15 protein-coding genes are annotated in these 20444 nt (G+C 56.7%); 9 read left to right on the forward strand and 6 right to left on the reverse strand.

Annotated elements, in window-relative coordinates; translation table 11 throughout:
* Positions 1-344 precede the first annotated feature (344 nt).
* Positions 345-1496 carry an FMN-dependent L-lactate dehydrogenase LldD gene (lldD, locus tag QC823_RS14550; RefSeq protein WP_309657069.1) on the reverse strand — a complete coding sequence of 384 codons (1152 nt, stop codon included), beginning with the start codon at positions 1494-1496 and terminating at the stop codon, positions 345-347.
* A 325-nt stretch (positions 1497-1821) separates the two neighbouring features.
* Between lldD and QC823_RS14555 the strand changes: the two genes are divergently transcribed.
* Genes QC823_RS14555 through QC823_RS14565 form a run of 3 tightly spaced genes read left to right on the forward strand, consistent with a single transcriptional unit; the run spans position 1822 to position 5862 of the window.
* The gene (locus tag QC823_RS14555) at positions 1822-2592 is read left to right on the forward strand and encodes a GntR family transcriptional regulator (RefSeq protein WP_309657070.1); all 771 of its coding nucleotides are present in this window, start codon (positions 1822-1824) and stop codon (positions 2590-2592) included.
* The gene (locus QC823_RS14560) at positions 2589-4487 is read left to right on the forward strand and encodes a sensor histidine kinase (protein ID WP_309657071.1); all 1899 of its coding nucleotides are present in this window, start codon (positions 2589-2591) and stop codon (positions 4485-4487) included. The genes QC823_RS14555 and QC823_RS14560 overlap by 4 nt, the downstream gene beginning before the upstream one ends.
* Positions 4480-5862, forward strand: coding sequence for a sigma-54-dependent transcriptional regulator (locus QC823_RS14565; protein ID WP_309657072.1), 1383 nt, complete (start codon positions 4480-4482; stop codon positions 5860-5862). Before QC823_RS14560 ends, QC823_RS14565 begins: the two co-directional genes overlap by 8 nt.
* Here the strand turns inward: QC823_RS14565 and QC823_RS14570 are convergent.
* From QC823_RS14570 to QC823_RS14580, 3 genes are all read right to left on the reverse strand, one after another.
* Positions 5838-6509, reverse strand: a complete 672-nt coding sequence (locus QC823_RS14570; protein ID WP_309657073.1) for a metal-dependent hydrolase — start codon at positions 6507-6509, stop codon at positions 5838-5840. The two genes, QC823_RS14565 and QC823_RS14570, sit on opposite strands and share 25 nt — an antisense overlap.
* A 140-nt stretch (positions 6510-6649) precedes the next feature.
* Entirely contained in the window at positions 6650-7195 is a 546-nt protein-coding gene (locus tag QC823_RS14575; RefSeq protein ID WP_309657074.1) for a gamma carbonic anhydrase family protein, read from the reverse strand.
* A 30-nt stretch (positions 7196-7225) separates the two neighbouring features.
* Positions 7226-8566, reverse strand: coding sequence for a sodium-dependent transporter (locus QC823_RS14580; RefSeq protein WP_309657075.1), 1341 nt, complete (start codon positions 8564-8566; stop codon positions 7226-7228).
* Positions 8567-8761: 195 nt separating this feature from the next.
* Between QC823_RS14580 and prlC the strand changes: the two genes are divergently transcribed.
* From prlC to QC823_RS14605, 5 genes are all read left to right on the forward strand, one after another.
* Entirely contained in the window at positions 8762-10810 is a 2049-nt protein-coding gene (gene prlC / locus QC823_RS14585) for an oligopeptidase A (RefSeq protein WP_309657076.1), read from the forward strand.
* A 62-nt stretch (positions 10811-10872) separates the two neighbouring features.
* Positions 10873-11124, forward strand: coding sequence for a YheV family putative zinc ribbon protein (locus QC823_RS14590; RefSeq protein WP_309657077.1), 252 nt, complete (start codon positions 10873-10875; stop codon positions 11122-11124).
* 61 nt (positions 11125-11185) lie between these two features.
* Positions 11186-12991 (forward strand): Na/Pi cotransporter family protein, encoded by a 1806-nt coding sequence (locus tag QC823_RS14595; RefSeq protein ID WP_309657078.1) that lies wholly within the window; start codon positions 11186-11188, stop codon positions 12989-12991.
* Positions 12992-13279: 288 nt separating this feature from the next.
* Positions 13280-14266: a TAXI family TRAP transporter solute-binding subunit gene (locus QC823_RS14600; RefSeq protein ID WP_309657079.1), complete on the forward strand. Its 987-nt coding sequence runs from the start codon at positions 13280-13282 to the stop codon at positions 14264-14266.
* A gap of 91 nt (positions 14267-14357) precedes the next feature.
* Entirely contained in the window at positions 14358-16559 is a 2202-nt protein-coding gene (locus tag QC823_RS14605) for a TRAP transporter permease (protein WP_309657080.1), read from the forward strand.
* Between the two features lie 113 nt (positions 16560-16672).
* Here the strand turns inward: QC823_RS14605 and metF are convergent, their stop codons facing one another.
* The gene (gene metF, locus QC823_RS14610; protein WP_309657081.1) at positions 16673-17512 is read right to left on the reverse strand and encodes a methylenetetrahydrofolate reductase [NAD(P)H]; all 840 of its coding nucleotides are present in this window, start codon (positions 17510-17512) and stop codon (positions 16673-16675) included.
* A gap of 181 nt (positions 17513-17693) precedes the next feature.
* Here metF and QC823_RS14615 point away from each other — a divergent pair, with 181 nt between their 5' ends.
* Positions 17694-18632, forward strand: coding sequence for an AEC family transporter (locus QC823_RS14615; protein WP_309657082.1), 939 nt, complete (start codon positions 17694-17696; stop codon positions 18630-18632).
* 12 nt (positions 18633-18644) lie between these two features.
* Here the strand turns inward: QC823_RS14615 and ligB are convergent, their stop codons facing one another.
* Positions 18645-20363: an NAD-dependent DNA ligase LigB gene (gene ligB, locus QC823_RS14620; RefSeq protein ID WP_309657083.1), complete on the reverse strand. Its 1719-nt coding sequence runs from the start codon at positions 20361-20363 to the stop codon at positions 18645-18647.
* Positions 20364-20444: the final 81 nt, after the last annotated feature.

A 20444-nucleotide genomic window follows, 5' to 3' on the forward strand; every position in this document is an offset into this window, starting at 1 on the left:
AGAGCATTTCGTTGAGGGAAGCGATTCGATAACCGGAATGGCTTGCCTCAGCGAGGAAGGCGTATTCTACGCCGTTCCGTGTGTTTGTCAACGGCTGATTTAGCGTCTGACTTACCTTTCGCCAAACCTGCTAACGTACTGACAAACCAAGGTTTTCACCCCTCATCGTGGTAAAAACGCACCGCCGGTAACGCCCTGCGTCCCCGGCAGCGGATGCGTACTCTACGGGTTCACCGACAGGTTGGCAAGGGGTTGTGGCAGAAAATTTTAGCACTTAGCACCTTTCAAGCGAGGTTACATAAAACAATAACGTCGCTTAACTAAAAAGACCTCTGCACGGCAGACTAGATATCGCGCAGTGAGCTCGACACAAGCGAATCTGAATTAATATCAGCGATTGTTCGCGCGCCCGTAAGCGTCATTGCCACCTTCATCTCTTTTTCGAAAAGCTCAAGCAGATGAGCAACGCCCGCCTCGCCAGCCGTCGAAAGCGCATAAATAAAGGCACGCCCAATCAAGGCCGTATCGGCCCCCATGGCAATCATTCTCACGACATCAAGCCCATTGCGCACACCGGAATCCGCCAAAATGGTCAAATCACCTTTAACCGCATCCGCAATAGCAGGTAAAGCATGCGCAGTAGAAGGAACACCATCCAACTGACGACCACCATGATTGGAAACCACAATGCCATCGGCACCGAAACGCACCGCATCGCGCGCATCTTCGGCGTCGAGTATCCCTTTAATGATCATCGGGCCATCCCAAAACTCGCGGATCCATTCGAGGTCTTTCCAAGAGATAGAGGGATCAAAGTTGTCACCCAGCCAGGCAATGTAGTCTTCAAGCTCTGTCGGCTGACCACGATAATCCGACACATTCCCCAGGTCATGGGGGCGACCATGAAGACCCACATCCCAGGCCCAAAGAGGATGCATCGCAGCCTGAAGCATACGCCGTATTGGTCCATGCTTGCCGCTCATACCGGAGTGAGCGTCGCGATAGCGCGCACCGGGTACGGGCATATCGACAGTAAAGATCAATGTTTTGACCCCAGCGGCTTTGGCTCGCTCCAAAACATGCTTCATAAAGCCTCGATCCTTGAGCACATAGAGCTGAAACCAAATGGGTCGATCAATCGCTGCTGCCACTTCGGCAATAGGGCATACAGAGACCGTCGAGAGCGTAAACGGTATGCCTTTCTTCGTTGCTGCCCGTGCTGCCTGCACTTCGCCACGTCTAGCGTACATACCGGTTAGCCCCACCGGTGCTAGAGCGACAGGCATCGCCAACTTTTCACCAAACAGCTCAGTCTCAAGTGATAACGATGACATATCCTTCAGCACGCGCTGTCGCAGCGCGACGCCCGCGAGATCATCAACATTTCGCCGCAGCGTATGCTCCGCGTAAGACCCCCCGTCGGCGTAGTGAAAAAGAAAAGGAGGGATACGGCGCTTGGCAGCTTGGCGGTAGTCCGTAGAGGCTGAAATGATCATGGCAAGCCCTATGCAATGGAGACACTGTATATGGGGCACTCACCTAAGAAGCAGCGTTATACGCCTACAACCTCGCGACACCGCTTAAGGCTTGAGAAACCCAAAATTGGTAAAACCAATTAACAAAAAGAATAGCGCTCACATTAGGTAGAAGAAAAAGCACTGTCAAATTTACTCGCGATTCTTAACGTGTTTAAAGCCTATACTTTAGTTTTATGCGTATGTTTTATATATAGCAGTCAACGACACAGATCACGCTATTTCGGCAAGTTGAAGGTGTTTTAAAAATTGCTTAATATTGGTCTTACCAATTAAGGAGCTTCTTATGACTTACGCGCCGCTTCGCCAACCCCGTTTAGCCGATGTCATTACCGAACGCCTAGAGGCCATGATTTTAGAAGGTAGCCTTAAGCCTGGGCAGCGCTTACCGCCGGAACGCGAGTTAGCTGAACGTTTTGGCGTCTCCCGCCCCTCACTGCGCGAAGCCATTCAAAAACTGGCTGCGCGCGGGCTTCTAAGCAGCCGTCAAGGAGGCGGTACATTCGTCAACGATACGCTCAATAGCGGTTACACCGACCCGCTACTGGAAATGCTCTCGCGGCATAAAGAGTTCCACCTTGATCTCTTGGAGTTTCGCGATGCGATGGAGGGCATCTCCGCCTATTATGCGGCGCTGCGCTCCACGCCAGCGGACAAAGCCGTGTTGATTCAACGCTTTGAAGAGCTAGACGGCGGTTTTGCCGGGGCTGACCCCGCCCAGGAAGCCAAGCTAGACGCCGCTTTTCACCTTGCCATTGCCGAAGCCGCCCATAATGTCCTACTGCTGCATACCATTCGAGGGATTTTTCACCTGCTAGAACAGAGCATTGTCGATAATCTCGCGCACTTATTCGCGAAACCCGGTTCGCGCAGCCAATTAATGAAGCAGCACCGCGCGCTGTTGGATGCCATTTTAGACGGCCGCGCTGAAGATGCCCGTGCTCGCGCCCACGAACATTTGGTGTTTGTCGAAGAGGGCTTGCTGGAAATGGCGCGCGCTGAAACCCGTGCCCAGCGCGCCCTGCGCCGCTCTCAAAGCGTTTCTTCACCGGCATGATACGCAAAAATGGCGTAAAGCCGTGGCGACATCTAGGCTGGTTCATCGTCGCCTTGGGATTACTGATGGTGATGTGGCAAGCGGCTCAATTCGCGCGGGAACAGGCGCTAACCAGTCTTCAAGAGGATGCCGAGAATGAATTACGTCTCTCCGCTGCCAACCTAAACGGCTATTTGCTGCGCTACGATTATTTGCCGCAAATGCTCGCCACCCGCGAAGGCGTTCAGCGTTTTCTTGCCTCCCCCGAGCGCCAAGACGTGATGCCGCTCAACCTGCTGCTTGACCGTTTTCGCTTTACCTCCGGTGTGTCGGATGTCTACTTGCTGGATCGCGAAGGCACCACCCTCGCCGCCAGTAATTGGCACCGACCCAATACGTTTATTGATCAAAACTACGCGTTTCGTAGCTACTACACTGAAGCGATTGCGGGCCGCCAAGGTCGCTTTCACGGGCTAGGCGTGCAGTCACAAGAACGCGGCTACTATTTTTCTGCCCCGGTATGGCTAGACACGACTTCACCCGACGCCCGCCCGGATGGCGTCATGGTGGTGAAGGTGCTGCTAAACGATGTAGAAGATAACTGGGCGGAACAGGACGCCACGCTCTTTGTCACCGACAAAGACGATATTATTTTTCTGGCTAGCGAACCTGAACTGCGTATGAATGCCCTCCACCCGCTCTCTGATGAGCAGCGCGAAGTCTTGCGCGAAACCCGCCGCTACGCCGCCGAACCACTCAAGGCATCCGGGATTCAAATGGAAGCGCAATACGCGCCCGGTACTCAGCTGATCAATTTCGATAGCGGACCACTTAGCGGTCACCGCTACTTGAGCTTAACGCGCCAACTGCCCGAGCTTAAGTGGGAGATGCACATTCTTAAGCCGATCGACTCCGTCGTCAGCGCGCAGTGGATGGCAGCTCTAATGGCGGGCGGACTTTACGGCGTCGTCACACTTGGCGGCGGCATCGGATGGCAGCGCCTACGCCTGCGACGCGAGCGTGAAACTTTCGCCGAACGCGAACGCCAAACGCTGGCGCGCGTGCGCGATGAACTGGAAATAAGCGTGGAGCGCCGCACCCGTGATTTGGTCGCCAGCAACCAACGCTTATCGGCCGAAATCGAAGAGCGCCGTCGTGCCGAGGCTAACCTACGGCAAACTCAAGATGAATTAATTCAAGCCGCAAAGCTCGCAGTGCTCGGCCAGCTTGCCGCGGGCATTAACCATGAACTCAACCAACCGCTCGCCGCGATTCGCGCTTACGGTGAAAATGCCCGCCGTTTTATTGAACTCTCCCGTACAGATCAAGCCGACGCCAATCTCGCTCAAATCATTGAGCTCACCGAGCGCATGGCCGAAATCAGTGCACAGCTACGCCAGTTCTCACGCAAAAGCAGCGAGCGCCAAGAAACCATTTCGGTGCAGTCCTGCGTGGCGTATGCGCTCAGGCTCTTTCACAGTCGTCTGCGGGCGGGCCAAATTAACGTCGAGCAGCATATTCCTCACGAGCCCCTATGGGTCAAAGGCGACCTTGTGCGCTTAGAGCAAGTCATCGTCAACCTCATTAGCAATGCGCTTCAGGCGATGAAAGACACCTCCATGCCAATCCTCATCGTCACGGTTAATTCCGACGCTAACCACGTCTCTATTCATGTTGCCGATAACGGCCCTGGTATCGATGCGGCGCATTTCGATCAAATATTCGAGCCGTTTTTTACCACCAAAGCACCCGGCAGCGGTTTAGGGCTGGGCCTTTCGATCTCATCGCGTATCATGGAAGACCTTGGCGGCAAGCTCCACGCCCATAACCGCGATGAAGGTGGCGCCGAATTTAGCGTCACGTTGCCGCTTGCCGACGCCCCCCGTACTGCTTTGGAGAAACCCACTCATGCATGAGCCGTCGACGCTGCCGGTCATGGTGATCGACGATGAGCCGCACTTGCGTATCACCGCAAACCAAACGCTGGAACTCGCGGGCTACACCCCGCACTGCTTTGAATCCGCCGAACAGGCGCTTGAAGCGCTAACGCCCCATTTTCCCGGTGTAATCGTCAGCGATATTCGCATGCCCGGCATGGACGGCATGGCACTTTTGCGCACGCTGCATGAACGCGACCCGACGTTGCCGGTTATTTTGATTACCGGCCATGGCGATATTTCCACTGCTGTGGAGGCGATGCGCGCCGGCGCCTGGGATTTTCTGGAAAAGCCCTTTGCCGGAGACCAGCTACTCGACGTCGTGCGCCGCGGGATTGAAAAGCGCCAGCTAAGCTTGGAAAACCACCGTTTAAAAGCCGAACTTGAGGCCCAACAGGCCGCTCTCGGCCCGCGGCTCGTCGGGCGCACCGACGTTGTCTCCCGCTTGGCAGCGATGATCCAACGCATCAGTCAGGTAGAAGCTGACGTACTGCTATTTGGCGAAACCGGCACCGGCAAAGACCTCGTCGCCCGTGCGATTCACGAGCGCAGTGCGCGTCGCAATCATCCGTTTATGGCGATTAATTGCGGGGCGGTACCCGAAAACACTATCGAGTCGGAGCTATTCGGCCACGAAAAAGGCGCCTTCACCGGCGCAGTGGAGCGGCGCATCGGCAAATTCGAGCATGCCAATGGCGGCACCGTGTTTCTCGACGAAATTGAGTCAATGCCGCAGGCGCTGCAGGTCAAGCTACTACGCGTGCTTCAGGAGCGCTCGATTGAACGTTTAGGCGCCAACGACGTTATTCCGTTGGACATTCGCGTTATCGCCGCGACCAAGGTAGACCTGAAAGCCGCCGCTGAAAACGGTCACTTCCGTGAAGACCTTTACTATCGTCTTAACGTGGTCACGCTGCCCCTGCCAGCCCTGCGCGAGCGGCGCGAAGATATTCCGTTGCTTTTTCAGCACTTCGCCGTTGTTGCCGCTAACCGCAGCGGGCTTGAAGCCCCGCCGCTGGATAGCCATGCCGTGGCGACCCTACTAGCCCACGATTGGCCGGGCAACGTGCGCGAGTTACGCAACCTTGCCGAACGCTATGTGCTGCTCGGCGCCGCGTTCGACTACCGTTTGGACGGGCTTCTCGAAGGGGAAAATGCCGACACGCCAGCCTCCTCGCTACCGCACCAGGTGGAGTTGTTTGAAAAAAGCTTGATCAGCCAGTCGCTTTCCCGCCACCACGGGCGCGTGACCACGGTGTGCGAGCACCTGGGCATTCCGCGTAAAACGCTCTACGACAAACTCAAAAAACACGGCCTGCGCGCCGAGGATTACCGCCACAGTAGCGAGCCCTGATGCAACAGTTCACCCAACGCCGCCCATGGCGGTAGCCACGGCAGCAACGTTAATGTCGCGATCAGCATTAAAAGGCTCGACATCGGGCGGCGGCCGTCGGTGAGCTTTAGCGCCGTGCCAAAAGAGCGCTTGAGCCGTGCCCCCTCAAGGTCAACGCTGTAAAGCTCATCGAGCAGCAAGTGAATGCTAAACCCAACCCAGACCGCGATACCGTGAGACCACGCGAGCCACGCCGACTGCGCCAGCAGCTGAAAACTCAATGCCGCTGTCAACAGCGCGCACAGCAAACCCGCCAGAAGCGAATGCCAAATGCCACGGTGCACGGTGAGCCGTGAAAACAGCACGCCAAGCAAATAGCGCACGCCAAAGTAGATACCGCCGCACGCCACTAACAGCATGCCCGGCGAGAGCCACGCCTGCAGCAGCAGCACACCAAGCACCAACGCCGGAACAGACAGCAGGTTAAAAATTAGCCGAATAGAGCGTGAGCGGTCGGCGTCAATATCCGGCAGAATGCCGCCAAAGGCGGTAAGCGCGCAGACCAAAATGGCCTGAGACGCAGGCCACCACTGCGCCTGCCAGCCAGCATACGCCACGAGCATGCCGCCCACTGATGCGACGGTGATATGCGTGCGAAAATTAGCCATGTCGTGGCACCCTAAAAAGCTGGATAAATTACCAGATTTCACTCCGCCGCAACATGGCTACCGCATAAATAACGCCGAAAAATCAAAAGAAAACAGACCGTTCTTCCGTGACGTTAGGCGAACAACCACCTAACGCGGGATTATGCGGATGCCTCGGCGAGAAAGCGGTCTTTCAATTTGACGTAGTTACCCGCCGTGTAAGAGAAGAACGTGTACTCGTTCTCTTTGAGCGGGCGCAGCGCCTTTGCCGGGTTACCGGCATACACATGGCCGCTTTCAAGATGCTTGCCCGGCGTCACCACCGCGCCTGCGGCGATGATGACGTCATCGTCTACTACCGCGCCGTCCATCACAATCGCGCCCATGCCAACCAAGATGCGGCTACCCAGAGTGGCGCCATGCAGAATCGCTTTGTGGCCAATGGTGACATCATCGCCCACGGTCAGCGGAAAGCCTTCGGGGTTATAGTCGCTGGCGTGGGTAATATGCAGCACGCTACCATCTTGTACGCTAACGCGCGCACCAATGCGGATACGGTGCATATCGCCACGAATCACTGTCATTGGCCACACCGAGCAGTCATCGCCCAACGTGACATCACCGATCACGACGCTTGCCGGGTCGATATACACCCGTTCACCCAGCGTCGGCGTTTGGCCCTGGTAAGGGCGTAATGCTGTGCTCATTGTTATCTCTCCTCTTGTGCCTCTGTACGTTTACACCAGCGCGCTTAACAACACGATACAGGTCAACGGAATAGCCACCCAACGCAAGACATTTTGCCACAGATAAAAGTTACGCTCGCTTGTGCCTAACGCTTGCATCGCGGTCGTACGCGGCATTACCCAAGCAGCAAATACGCCAATCAATAGCCCGCCGATCGGCAGAAATATATCCGGCGGAATGCTGCTGACCAGTTCAAACATGTTACGCCCAAACAACGGGCGGAAGTCCGCCATAAACGAGAAGGAGAATACCGAGAGTAGCCCCAATAGCCACACACTTAGCGCCACTGCTGCCGTCGCGCGACTACGCCGCAGCCCCAGACCTTGAAGCGTGGCAACCATGGGTTCGGCCAGGTTGATCGCCGATGTCCAGGTAGCGAGCAGCAACAATAAAAAGAATACGCTTAACCACAGCGAGCCACCCGGCAACTGCGAAAACGCAATTGGCAAGGTCACAAACATCAATCCCGGGCCGTCTGCAGGGTCCATTCCTTGAGCAAACACCACGGAAAAAATCGCAATGCCCGCGAGCAGCGCCACGCTGATATCGAGAACGGCCACGGCACCGGCGGCTTTGGGCAGGCTTTGATCATCCGGCATATACGCGCCGTACGCCATAAGCGCACACGCCCCGACGGCCAAGGTGAAAAAGGCATGCCCCATCGCGTGCAGCACGACACTGGGGGTGACGGCGCCAAATTCCGGCAGAAACAGCCATGCCAGTGCCGTACCAAACCCTTCGGTCGTGGTAGCGTAGCCTGCCAATAGCAACAGCAGCAGATAAAGTAGTGGCATTAGCAGGTTATTGAGCCGCTCAAGGCCTTTTGCCACGCCCGCGGCCACCACTGACATGGTCATCGCCAGAAACAGCGTGTGGTTAAAGGTCAAAAGCGCCGGATTGGCCAAAAACGCATCAAAGCCAGCGCCAATTTCCGCCGCCGAGACGCCCTGAAAGTTGCCGTTGATGGACGCCACCAGAAACTCAATCGACCACCCCGACACCACCGAGTAAAACGACAAAATACAGAACACCGTGAACGCGCCAAATAGCCCTAGCCAACGCCAATGCCGCGACGCACCGGCGTCGGCCGCCAGCACGCCCAGCGCCTGCATTGGCCCGCGCCGCCCTGCGCGGCCGATGAGAATTTCCGCCATCATCACCGGCAGACCCAGCAGCAGCACAAAGGCGACATAAATCAGCAAAAACGCCGCGCCGCCGTTCTCGCCCGCCACATAAGGAAAGCGCCAGATATTACCTAGCCCCACCGCCGCGCCTGTCACGGCCAAAATGAAGGCCCGCTTTGAACCCCAGCGCTCTAGCGTCTCGCTCATTGCCTGTCCCGTTTGGTTAAGAAAATGGTACGTTGGCGGTGATAAGCCGCGACTGCATTACCCCAACAAAGCCGGCAAGCCTAGCAGGCACCCGCCTTCGCGCCAATCTTGCAAAGTGCCGTGAGGATTGAAACGACGCCTTCGCGCCCACATCTACCATGCAATTACATCTTACGTTTCCCAACCGAGGCTGCCATGTCCCACAATCCCCTGCTTGAAGCGCACGCATTACCGCCGTTTGACGAGATTCGTGCCGACCATGTGGTACCCGCTATTGAAACACTCCTCGATGAAAGCCGTGAGGAGATTGACGCGCTCGCGCAAAAAGCGCAAACCACCGCACCCACGTGGGATAACTTTGCTGCCCCGCTGGAAGCAATCAACGACCGTCTCTCCAACGTCTGGTCGCCGGTTTCGCACCTAAACGGCACCATGAACACGCCCGAAATGCGCGAGGCGTACGAAGCCTGTATCGCTAAGCTGTCAGAATTCAGCACTTGGGTGAGCCAGCACGAGGGGCTTTTTACCGCATGGCAAGCGCTAAAAGACGGCCCTGCCTGGCAGGCACTCAATGCACAACAGCGTCGCGCGGTGGAAAACACCCTGCGCGATTTTCGCCTAGCCGGTGTCGACCTTCCCGCCGAGAAAAAAGCCCGTTACGGCGAGATTCAATCGCGCTTATCTAGCTTATCCAACCAGTTTTCCAATAACGTGCTTGATGCTACTCAGGCGTGGCACAAAGACATTCAGGACGCAGGCCAACTCGCCGGCGTGCCGGAAAGCGCGCTCGACACCCTAAAAGCCACCGCTAATGCCAAAGGCCTTGACGGCTACCGCATCACACTCGACTTCCCAAACTTCTTCCCGGTAGTGAGCTACGCTGACAACCGCGACCTGCGCCGCGAGGTGTACACGGCATTCATCACGCGTGCCTCCGACCAAGGCCCGGATGCCGGTAAATTCGATAACGCCAAGATCATGGAAGAGATCATAGCGCTGCGCCAAGAGCTTGCGACACTGCTTGGCTTTGATACCTACGCCGACTACTCGCTGACGACTAAAATGGCCGATTCCCCGGCGCAGGTGCTCGACTTTCTCCAGGATCTCGCCCGCCGCGCCGTGCCTCAGGCCAAAGAAGAGTTCACCGAGCTTACTGCTTTTGCCCAAGATGAGCTGGGGCTTGAAACACTTGAACCTTGGGATGTCGCCTACGCCAGCGAAAAGCTGCGCGAGGCGCGCCATGCGATCTCCCAAGAGCAGTTACGCCCTTACTTTCCGGCGCCACGAGTCGTCGATGGGTTATTTCAGGTGGTTGAACGCCTTTACGGCGTGCGTTTTGAGGAGGATAACGACGTACCGCGTTATCACGACGACGTGCGCTACTTCCGCATCACGGAACACGGCGAGCCGATTGCCAGCTTCTACCTCGACCTTTATGCCCGCGAGGGCAAACGCGGCGGCGCTTGGATGGCGGATTGCCGCGTGCGTCGCCAGACACAAAACGGCTTACAACTGCCGGTGGCCTTTCTTACCTGCAATTTCACCCCGCCGGTAGGCGATAAACCCGCGCTTTTGACCCACGATGAAGTCACCACGCTGTTCCACGAGTTCGGCCACGGCCTGCATCACATGCTGACCCAGCAAGAAATCGCCGATATTTCCGGCATCAACGGCGTGGCCTGGGATGCCGTGGAGCTGCCCAGTCAGTTCATGGAGAACTACTGCTGGGAACGCGAAGGACTCGACCTGCTGGCACAACATGTCGACACCGGCGAGCCACTGCCTGCCGAGTTACTTGAGCGCCTGCAGGCGGCGAAAAACTTCCAATCCGCCATGGGCATGGCACGCCAGATTGAATTCTCGCTTTTTGATCTGCGCCTACACCATGAGCTTAACGCGCCGAGCGCGGGCGATATTCAAGCCCTGCTGGATGACGTACGCGACCACGTTTCCGTCGTACCGAAAGTGACGTTCAATCGCTTCCAAAACAGCTTTGGGCACATTTTTGCCGGGGGCTATGCCGCGGGCTACTACAGCTACAAATGGGCTGAAGTGCTGTCTGCCGATGCATGGAGTGCCTTCGAAGAAACCGGGATTTTCGATCCTGAAACCGGCCAGCGCTTTCGCACCCAGATTCTTGAGCAGGGCGGTGCCCGCGATGCGGCCGAGCTTTTCCACGCCTTCCGCGGTCGTGAACCCAGTGTCGAGCCGCTTTTACGTCATAGCGGCATCCGTGCTGCCTAGTTTTGTTGTTCCATCGACCCTACCTACCGCGCGGCACTGAGTTGCCGCGCGAGGAGCTTACTATGTCAACTGTGAAACGCTTTATTGCCGGCGTCACCTGCCCGCGGTGCGCCGAGATGGATCGCATTCGTGCCTGGGAGCAAAACGGCATCCGCTACCGTGAATGCGTTAGCTGCGACTTCTTTGAGCAGTTACCTATCGAAGACGAATCCGCCCCCGAATTAGAAACTCGCGTTAACCAAGTTCGTGACGAACAAAAGCAGCAGGATGTACAGCCAGTGCGCATTCTCGACCCTGGCCGTTCTGATAAATAAGCGATCATAAGGTGATGTTTTCATAAGGCTAACGTGACACCCCAACGCCAAGGAGAGGGCAGTGGCACTCAGTACATATTTTTCGCCCTGGCGCCAGCGACTGCAAACACAACTGCACCATTACCCTGCGCTTAGTGGCCGTCTTGTAGTGCTAGGATTACTGGCAGCCACGGCGTTTTTGATGTCTTACCTGGACCTTGCCACCCTGGCAGCCGGTCTGGGATTGTTTTTGTGGGGCATGGGGTATCTTGAGCGCGGCATTAAGCAACTTTCCGGCGGCAAACTCGAACGCTGGCTGCACCGCGCGACCGGCACACAGCCCCGAGCACTTGCCTTTGGCGCGCTGGCGACGGCCACCGTGCAATCCAGCTCGTTAATCACACTTTTGTCGATGTCGTTTGTCAGCGCCGGGCTGGTGGCGCTACCTAACGCAATTGCGTTGCTGTTTGGGTCCAATTTGGGCACCACCACCGGCGCCTGGCTAATGGCCACCTTTGGGCTTGGGTTTGATCTCGCGCGTTATGCCATGCCGTTTCTTGCTGCTGGTCTCATTGGTTCGCGCCTGCTCGCCAAACGCTACCGCGGCTACGCGTATCTCTTAATGGGCGTAGGGCTTTTGTTTCTCGGCATTGATTTTATGAAGCTTGGGTTTAGCGCCTGGCAGGACGGTTTGTCGCTTGAAGGCTTTGCCGGGGAGCTTTTTTGGCACTGGCCACTTTACGTGCTGTTTGGGGTCATCGCCACGGTAGTGATGCAGTCAAGCCACGCCACGCTTCTGATTACGCTGGCAGCCCTTGCCAGCGGGCAGCTACCGTATTTACCGGCGCTTGCCGTGGCGATTGGGGCCAATGTCGGCACAACCATCACCGCACTGCTGGGCGCGTTAGGCGCCAGCATCGCCGCACGCCGTTTGGCCGGGGCGCATGTGGTCTTTAATTTGTTTACCGGCGCTGTGGCACTACTTTTACTCCTGCCACTGGCGTGGCTGGTCGATCAGATTAGCACCGTGATCGGCATTGGCGCCGAGGCTTGGCCGCTTAAGTTGGCGCTTTTTCACACATTGTTCAACGTGCTTGGCATTATCTTAATGCTACCGGCAATCCCGGCGCTCGCGCGCTGGCTTGAGCGCACATTCCCCACACCCGCCAAAATGCCTTATGCCCAGGCACGCTACCTTGAGGCCTCAGCGCTGCAACTGCCCGACACGGCACTCAACGCGCTAGAACAGGAGTGCCAGCGCTTAGAGCGGCATGCGTACCACGTGCTGTGTAGTGCTATTTTAATGCGCAGCGCCGACGTACTGGGCCACCCCCCTAAACGCCAAAAAGCCACCGCGTTGATTGATCCTAACGCCTGGCCGGCAGTCAACGAACGCTACCACGAGCGCATCAAACCGCTTTTGAGCGAAATTCTTGCCTTCTATGCACAGATGATTGATACGCCGTTGACCCAAGCACAGCAAACGCACATACAGTGGCGTTTGCAGCGCCTTTTTCGCCTCGTCGAAGCGGTGCGCTTTGGCGAAGTGCTACAGCGCAGTCTGTTGCGACACGCCACTCGAACAAGCCCGTTGCGTGATGCCCACGATGCGTTGCGCCTCGCGGTTGCTCAAGGACTCAATCAACTAAGTCAGGGTCAGGACGATGATAATACCGACATCAGCATCACCGCCGTGGTCGAGCCGCTGGATACGGTGAGCCAGCAGTGGCAGCAGGAAATCGCCACCCGCCTGCGCTCCAAGCGCCTAGACCCGTCACTTGCCTCGACGTTAATGAACGACCTGCATCAGGCACAACGGCTTATTTATGCGCTGACACCGAGTGATCGTGAAACGATCGCCTTTTCGTCATCACGGCCATCACGTTAATTTTTAATACTTAACACTAAATACTTAGCACTTAGCACGTTGTCCGCGATTAATTCCAAAATATGTGCGGAAAACCGCACAACATTGTGACTTTTATGTGCGGCAACCCGGACACTTCGCCAACATAAAAAATAGACCAAAGTTTAATCTAAAACCCTTAATCTGCTGATTTTTAATACTAAATTTAAAAGTGGCACGATGATCGCTATGAGTACTACGCTTAATGAGATCGCCAAGCGATTCTCGACGCGTACAAACACTCAATAATAGCATTAAGGGAAAATCGCCATGCGCAATATGATGTCTAAATCAGCGTTATTGCTCGCCAGCGGCGCACTGCTTGCCGCCGGTAGCGTCCACGCTCAAACGGACCGTTCTGATTGGCCCGATAACTTTACCGTTGGTACCGCCAGCCAAGGTGGCACTTACTTTGTTTATGGTTCCGGCTGGGCCAACTTTATCGCCGACGAGCTAAACGTATCAGGCGGTGGCGAAGTGACCGGCGGCCCGACGCAAAACCTGGCACTGGTTCACGAAGGCAACGCCGCCTTTGGCCTCACCACTATGGGCCCTGCGGCTGACGCAGTGAATGGCGAAAGCCCTCTCGCGCCGGGCTTAAAAATGGACAACGTATGCGCCATGTTCCCGATGTACGAGACACCGTTCTCGATTACGGCCCTGGAAGGCTCGGGCATTGAGTCGATTTCGGACATTCCCGACGGCGCTCGCATTGGCTTTGGCCCCTCAGCCTCAACCTCCGACACCTACTTCCCGGCCATGCTGGAAACCTTGGGCGTTAACTTTGATCGCCGCAACGGTGGCTGGTCCGACCTCGGCGGGCAGCTGCAAGATGGCCTGATCGACGTTATCGCTTTCGCTGCCGGTATCCCGATTCCCGCGGTTAGCCAGCTCGAAGTGCAAACCGACGTGAACATCATTGAGTTCACCGAAGAAGAAGTGCAAACCGTGCTTGAGAACTTCCCGGTCGCCGAGTTCATGATTCCCGCCAGCACGTACCAAACGCTGGAAGAAGACGCCCGCGCCGTTTCCATGTGGAACTTTGCCATCGCCGGCTGTGACCTGCCGGAAGACTTAGTCTACGAAGCCACCAAAGCCACCATGGAAAACAATGATCGCATGATGTCGGTTCACCGCAGTGCGGCCACCACCATTCCGGAAAACATCAAGCACAACACCGTGCTGCCTTTCCATCCGGGTGCTGCGCGCTGGTACGAAGAGAACGGCTACGAAATTGATGAAGCGTTAATCAAGTAACGTTTTTTCATTATCGTGCGCCCCGCCCAACCCAAGTTGAGCGGGGCAATTTTTGCTATTGCCCCTTTGTTTGCTGTGAGGGTGAACTCTAATGAGTCACAAAACCGACCAAGAATCCGACGGCCTCAAAGATGATGCCCAGGCTACTTCACCCGCCTCGGAGCTACTCGCCGAAGGTGTCGATGAAGAGATTGTTGAATCTAACCGCCGCCTTTTTACCGGTTGGCAGTTTGTGTTATTTGCCGTACTAGCCATTGCTTACTCAAGTTTTCACCTGATTTCACTCAACGTGTATCCCATGGAAACTTGGTCGTTTCGTATCGTGCATATTGCCGGTGCGCTGATTCTCGGGTATGGGCTATTTGCAGGGGCCCGTTTCGCCGAAGATGATCGTCACGCGTCTGGTGCTTGGCTGAAGTGGGCGAGTTACGCGCTGCTGATCCCCGCTGCCTATACACTGGCGCAAGTGTTCTTAATGCACCAAACGCTCAGCGGCAGTGCCATGCGCATCGACCCGAGTATCGAGAACTGGCATTACGGTTATCCGCTCATGGCGACGACGGCCGTTGCGGTTGTGCTGTCCTGGTTTTATCGTCAAGCGCGCCATCGCTTTAACCCTGCGGACTTGGTCCTCATGGTCTGTGCGCTCGCTAGTGCTGGCTATTTGCTGGTGGCGTTTAACACCAATATTCGCATGTCGACCGGAACATCCTTCGCCCCGCCCGGCATCTCCTGGGCAGCGGTTGCTGGCTCCATCTTGATACTGGAGCTGACTCGACGGGTGGCCGGGTTAGCATTAGTGGTTATTTCGGCGGTCTTTCTCACCTACGTTTTCGCCGGCCCCTATTTACCCGGCTTTTTGGGCTACCCCGGCCTGTCGGTACAGCGCTTCTTTAGCCAGGTGTACACCGATACCGGCATACTCGGCCCAACCACTGCTGTGTCTTCGACCTACATTATCTTGTTCATTATTTTTGCCGCTTTTCTACAGGCATCTAAAGTGGGCGACTATTTTGTTAACTTTGCCTTTGCCGCCGCAGGCCGTGCCCGGGGTGGCCCGGCGAAAGTATCTATCTTCGCGTCAGGTTTGATGGGCATGATCAACGGCACGTCTGCCGGTAACGTGGTATCCACCGGCTCGCTGACAATCCCGCTGATGAAAAAGGTTGGCTATCCTGCGCGCAGTGCCGGGGCCATTGAAGCTGCCGCCTCGACCGGTGGGCAAATCATGCCACCGATTATGGGCGCGGGTGCCTTCATCATGGCGGAAGTAACAGGGATCCCGTATACCGAGATTGCCATTGCCGCCATCATTCCGGCGATTCTTTACTTTGCCTCTATCTACTTCATGGTCGATTTTGAAGCCGCGCGCAAAGGCATGCGTGGTATGCGCGACGACGAGATTCCGCTGTTCTCCAAGTTAGTGAAACAGGTCTACCTGTTCGCCCCCATTATCATCCTGATCGTCGCCCTATTTATGGGTTACTCGGTTATCCGCGCAGGGACACTGGCCACCGCGTCAGCCGCGGTTGTCAGCTGGATTTCGCCGAATAAAATGGGCATTCGCGCCATTTTAAGAGCCCTGCAGCTAGCGGGCACCATGTCGATTCAGATTATCGCAGTATGTGCCTGCGCCGGTTTGATCGTCGGGGTTATTTCGTTGACCGGTGTGGGCGCGCGTTTCTCTTCGCTGCTGTTAGGCTTGGCGGGCGTTAGCCAATTACTCGCTCTCTTCTTTGCCATGTTGATCAGCATCATGCTGGGCATGGGCATGCCGACCACGGCCGCTTACGCCGTTGCCGCCTCGGTCGTAGCACCGGGTTTGATCAACATCGGTATTGAGCCGCTGGTTGCTCACTTCTTCGTGTTCTACTTTGCGGTCGTCTCAGCGATTACGCCGCCCGTTGCCTTGGCATCCTATGCCGCCGCCGGTATTTCTGGCGACAACCCCATGGGCACCTCGGTGGCGTCGTTTAAAATCGGGTTGGCCGCGTTCATTGTGCCGTTCATGTTCTTCTACAGCCCGGCGATGCTGATGGAAGGCTCCGCCATGCAAATACTCCGAGTCGGCGTTACCGCGACGTTAGGCATCGTGTTGCTCTCGGGTATGGTACAAAAGTGGTTCTTCGGCCCGGTGAATACGCTGCAGCGCGTAGTCATGCTGGTCGGTGCGCTGTTTATGATTTACGGCGGCATTTATTCCGATATAGCCGGCCTGGTGATTGGGGCCATCCTGTTTATCATGCAGCGCAGGATGTATGGCAACGGCAAAGCGGCAACCACGTCTAGCTGATGCGTAGCCGTTAACGCTTTTTTTACCTATAACACTGCACAAAGAAACCCCGCGCTCATTCGCTGAGGCGGGGTTTCTTTATGTGTGATGTTATGCCGTGGCGGTGAGCAGAATTAGCCGAGATTATCGACGATTTTAAGTACCGGCGCGGCTTGATTAAGCGTGTAAAAATGTAGCCCCGGTGCGCCGCCTTCCAATAGTCGCTGGCAGAGGCGGCTGACCACTTCAGTACCAAATGCAGCGATGGCGTCGCTATCGTCACCGTAGCTTTCTAGTTGCTTACGGATCCAACGCGGAATTTCCGCTCCGCACGCGTCAGAAAAACGCGCCAGCTTGGTATAGTTGGTGATCGGCATGATACCCGGGATAATGGGCTGCTCAACGCCAAGGGCACGGGCTTTATCGGCAAAATGGAAGTAGGCATCGGCGGTGAAAAAGTACTGCGTAATCGCCATGTTAGCGCCCGCTTTCATTTTTCTCGCAAAGTTTTCCACATCCTTATCGAGATGAGGGGCCTGTGGATGAGATTCTGGATAGGCGGCCACCGCAATCTCGAAGTAATCACCGGTTTCGTCGCGGATAAACTCAACCAATTCATTGGCATAACGCAGCTCACCGATACTCGCCATGCCCGATGGCATATCGCCACGCAGCGCCACCAAGCTATCGATACCCTCGTCACGGTACTGAGCCAGCAGGTCGCGCAGCTGCGCTTTTTCGCTGCCGATGCACGAAAGGTGCGGCGCCGTGGTAATGCCGCTTTTGCCTACTTCGCGCACCACTTCACGCGTACGCGCTTGGGTAGAACCACCGGCGCCGTAGGTCACTGAGAAGAAGCGCGGGTTACGCGCCGCCAGCTGATCCCGCGTGTGCATCAGTTTTTCCCGGCCTGCGTCGGTGTTGGGTGGGAAAAACTCAAAGCTAATGCCGAGGGGATGTTCTTGGCGGCTCATGAAATGTCCTCATGGGTCAGTCGGTTTAAGTACGAGATAACATAATAGCGTTGTATTATCCGCTATTTTGGCCATTTGAAAGCGCGACGGCTAATGAAAGATTCCACGCGTCAACGTTAATTCAGCTCATGATGGGCACCCCTTAGAGAAAACCGCATGAGAAACTGCCAGGAAAAAATCCATGGAGAACCTTGCCGTTAATGCCTTAATGGGGCCACTGTTGATGCTGCTCGGCTTTGTCGGCTTAGGCTGGCTGGCGGCACAAATGCTGCGCGTCGACCCACGCCCCATCGCCACGTTACTGGTCTACTTGATCGCCCCATTAACGTTCTTTCGCGCGTTAATGGACGGTGGCCCCACCCCCGAGCATCTGCTCCTCACGCTGATTCTGTTTACCGTTAGCAGCGTCATTGCCCTTGCCGTTCGTGCGCTCACCCACCGGCATTTTGGTGCGCAGGAAGGCGCGCTGCTGGCCTTTTCCGCGGGCACGGGCAACACCGGCTACTTTGGTTTGCCAGTGGCGATGATCGTCCTGCCGCCCGAAGGCATCACGCTTTATCTGTTCTGTATTTTAGGCATCACGCTGTATGAGTTTACCGTGGGATTTTACGTCAGCGCTCGCGGGCAGTTTTCCATACGCCAGAGTGTGGTGAAGATTGCGCGCCTGCCGCTGGTGTACGCTTTTTTAGCGGCGCTTTTGCTCTCACACCTCAACCTAACGCTGCCCGCCTCGTTAATGACCTCGCTTGAGGTATTTCCCGCCACTTATACGCTGCTCGGCATGATGATCATTGGCATGACGTTAAGTCAGGTGACGCTCGCCGCCTGGGATACCCGCCTGGTGGCGGCCTGCGTGGCGCTACGCTACGGGCTATGGCCGCTGGCCACGCTGGTCATTGTCTTGCTGCTACAGTACACCGTAGCGCTCTCACCGGAACTCGCCATGGCGATTTTGCTACTCGGCGTGGTGCCCATGGCGGCCAACGTCGTCGTGGTGGCCATGGAGCTGGGTATTGCGCCGCAAAAAGGCGCGCTCGCGGTGCTAATGACCACGTTGATGGCGCCCTTCTTGATTCCGTTTTATCTGGGTTTGATGCTGCGCCTCACCGGGCTGGGTTAGTAATTGCGTTAGCTAAAAACCCGCGACTCCCGCCTGCTGAAGCTTAAGCGCCATACGCTGCACCTGCGGGTGGCTGAAAAACGCTAACAGAGCGTCAGCGCGCACCGGCCCAACGCCGGGAAACGCTTGCCACTGTTCACGCTGATAAGCCGAAAGGGTTACCCAATCACCGCTGGCTTGCTCGCTGCCAGGTGTCGCGCCCAACGCATCCAACCAGACGTGAAACGGCTGCCCCCGAGTGGCATGAAAGCGTTCTACCAACTCGGCGGCGGTGGCCTCCCCAATCCCCGGCACACGGGTAAGATCAGCATGACCCAGCGATAACCAGTCAAGCAGCGAGGTAACAGCACCTACATCGAGCAGTGCCCGCCATGTGCCTTCGCCGACCCCATGCATCCCCAATGCTTCACCTAAGTGCGTTAGCCGCGCCAACAGCTGGCTATCACAGCGGTTTTTTTCTGCCTCCAAGAAGAAGCAGCTCAGCAAATGGTAGTCATCTTCGCTTGGTACCGTTAGCGCCATGCGCGCTTGCGCAGGCCACACCACTGTATCCAACTGCGGAATGGTCAGCCCGCCAAGTGTCACCGCCACATGATCGCCGGGACGCACATCGAGCGCTTGCCACTGGGAAAGCGACCCCAGCGAGACGCGGCTAATACGACGTCCTTGCAGCTGTACCGGGTTGAGCCACACCAGCGGCGTCACCCGCCCGGTACGCCCGACGCGAAACTCAATACCGCGCACTTCCGCCAGCGCCTGCTGGGCGGGGTATTTCCAGGCGATGGCCCACTCCGGCGGTGCGCTTGACCAGCGCCGAACACCGGGGCGCTCGCCTTGCTTGAGGACCACGCCATCGGTGGCAAACGGCAGCGGCTCACGAAACCAGCGCTCGCGCCAGAAGGTAGCATCGCGGCGCTCGTCCAGCGCCTGGGTGTAATCGGCGGTATCAAACCCGAGCGCGGTTAATTGTGTTAGCCGCTCGCTCATGCGGGTCGGTCCGTCGGGCCAGCCCCACACAAAAAGCCCAACCCGGGTTAATGTCGTCTCATCGGGTTGACGCTGCGCCATCGCGCCCGCTACTTGGCTGCGCGCGCGGCGATGGGCGTGCTGCGCCTGAATGTGATGTTCCATGCGCCAGTAAATCTCGCCTTGCAACACGGCGGACACCGGTTCAGACAGTACGTTGGGAATAGCGGGGATCTCGCGAGCACGCTCGGTCCAATCTTGGCCTTGCTCGCCATCACCGCGACTTACCGCCGCGATAAGCTCGCCTTCAACGTAGTGCAGCGTAACCGCCACGCCGTCCACTTTAGGTTGAATCCAAAGATCATCGCGACGGCTTGTCCAGCGCTTTACCCCCGCATCATGCCGTTTTTCTAACCCCGTTTGCGCCACGGGGTGATCGCGTACGCCACTGCTTGAGGTCACACGTCGCTCAGGCACATGGGCCGTTGGCGCCCCGGCACAGCGGCGCCACTGCTCTAATCGCGCTACCGCCTGATCGTAAATTTCATCGGCCACCGGCGAGGCGCCGTCTTGATTTCCTTGAGAAGCGTAATAAGCACGATCCCAACGCGCGACTCGTTCGCCAAGCGCTTCAATTTCGGCCTCCAACCGCTCTGCTGGCCACTCAGGGCACTGAGCCGTTTGAATCGACGCCGCCGCCTGAACGGTCAGCACAACCAACAGCATCACGACACACCCAGCGCCCACCACGCACCGCTTTCGCATTACCATCGCCTCTGGAGTATTTTTTTTTCAGCCTAGTCCAGCCGTTCATAGCGGTGAAAACAAAAATGCCCCCGGCGTGAG

Origin of the sequence: Vreelandella vilamensis (genome assembly GCF_031451755.1) — a bacterium.
Lineage (GTDB): Bacteria > Pseudomonadota > Gammaproteobacteria > Pseudomonadales > Halomonadaceae > Vreelandella > Vreelandella vilamensis.

Excerpts from the sequence above, each read along its gene's own strand:
- lldD (WP_309657069.1), bottom strand. The coding sequence starts at position 1,496 with ATGATCATTTCAGCCTCTACGGACTACCGCCAAGCTGCCAAGCGCCGT.
- QC823_RS14555 (WP_309657070.1), top strand. The coding sequence starts at position 1,822 with ATGACTTACGCGCCGCTTCGCCAACCCCGTTTAGCCGATGTCATTACC.
- QC823_RS14560 (WP_309657071.1), top strand. The coding sequence starts at position 2,589 with ATGATACGCAAAAATGGCGTAAAGCCGTGGCGACATCTAGGCTGGTTC.
- QC823_RS14565 (WP_309657072.1), top strand. The coding sequence starts at position 4,480 with ATGCATGAGCCGTCGACGCTGCCGGTCATGGTGATCGACGATGAGCCG.
- QC823_RS14570 (WP_309657073.1), bottom strand. The coding sequence starts at position 6,509 with ATGGCTAATTTTCGCACGCATATCACCGTCGCATCAGTGGGCGGCATG.
- QC823_RS14575 (WP_309657074.1), bottom strand. The coding sequence starts at position 7,195 with ATGAGCACAGCATTACGCCCTTACCAGGGCCAAACGCCGACGCTGGGT.
- QC823_RS14580 (WP_309657075.1), bottom strand. The coding sequence starts at position 8,566 with ATGAGCGAGACGCTAGAGCGCTGGGGTTCAAAGCGGGCCTTCATTTTG.
- prlC (WP_309657076.1), top strand. The coding sequence starts at position 8,762 with ATGTCCCACAATCCCCTGCTTGAAGCGCACGCATTACCGCCGTTTGAC.
- QC823_RS14590 (WP_309657077.1), top strand. The coding sequence starts at position 10,873 with ATGTCAACTGTGAAACGCTTTATTGCCGGCGTCACCTGCCCGCGGTGC.
- QC823_RS14600 (WP_309657079.1), top strand. The coding sequence starts at position 13,280 with ATGCGCAATATGATGTCTAAATCAGCGTTATTGCTCGCCAGCGGCGCA.
- QC823_RS14605 (WP_309657080.1), top strand. The coding sequence starts at position 14,358 with ATGAGTCACAAAACCGACCAAGAATCCGACGGCCTCAAAGATGATGCC.
- metF (WP_309657081.1), bottom strand. The coding sequence starts at position 17,512 with ATGAGCCGCCAAGAACATCCCCTCGGCATTAGCTTTGAGTTTTTCCCA.
- QC823_RS14615 (WP_309657082.1), top strand. The coding sequence starts at position 17,694 with ATGGAGAACCTTGCCGTTAATGCCTTAATGGGGCCACTGTTGATGCTG.
- ligB (WP_309657083.1), bottom strand. The coding sequence starts at position 20,363 with ATGCGAAAGCGGTGCGTGGTGGGCGCTGGGTGTGTCGTGATGCTGTTG.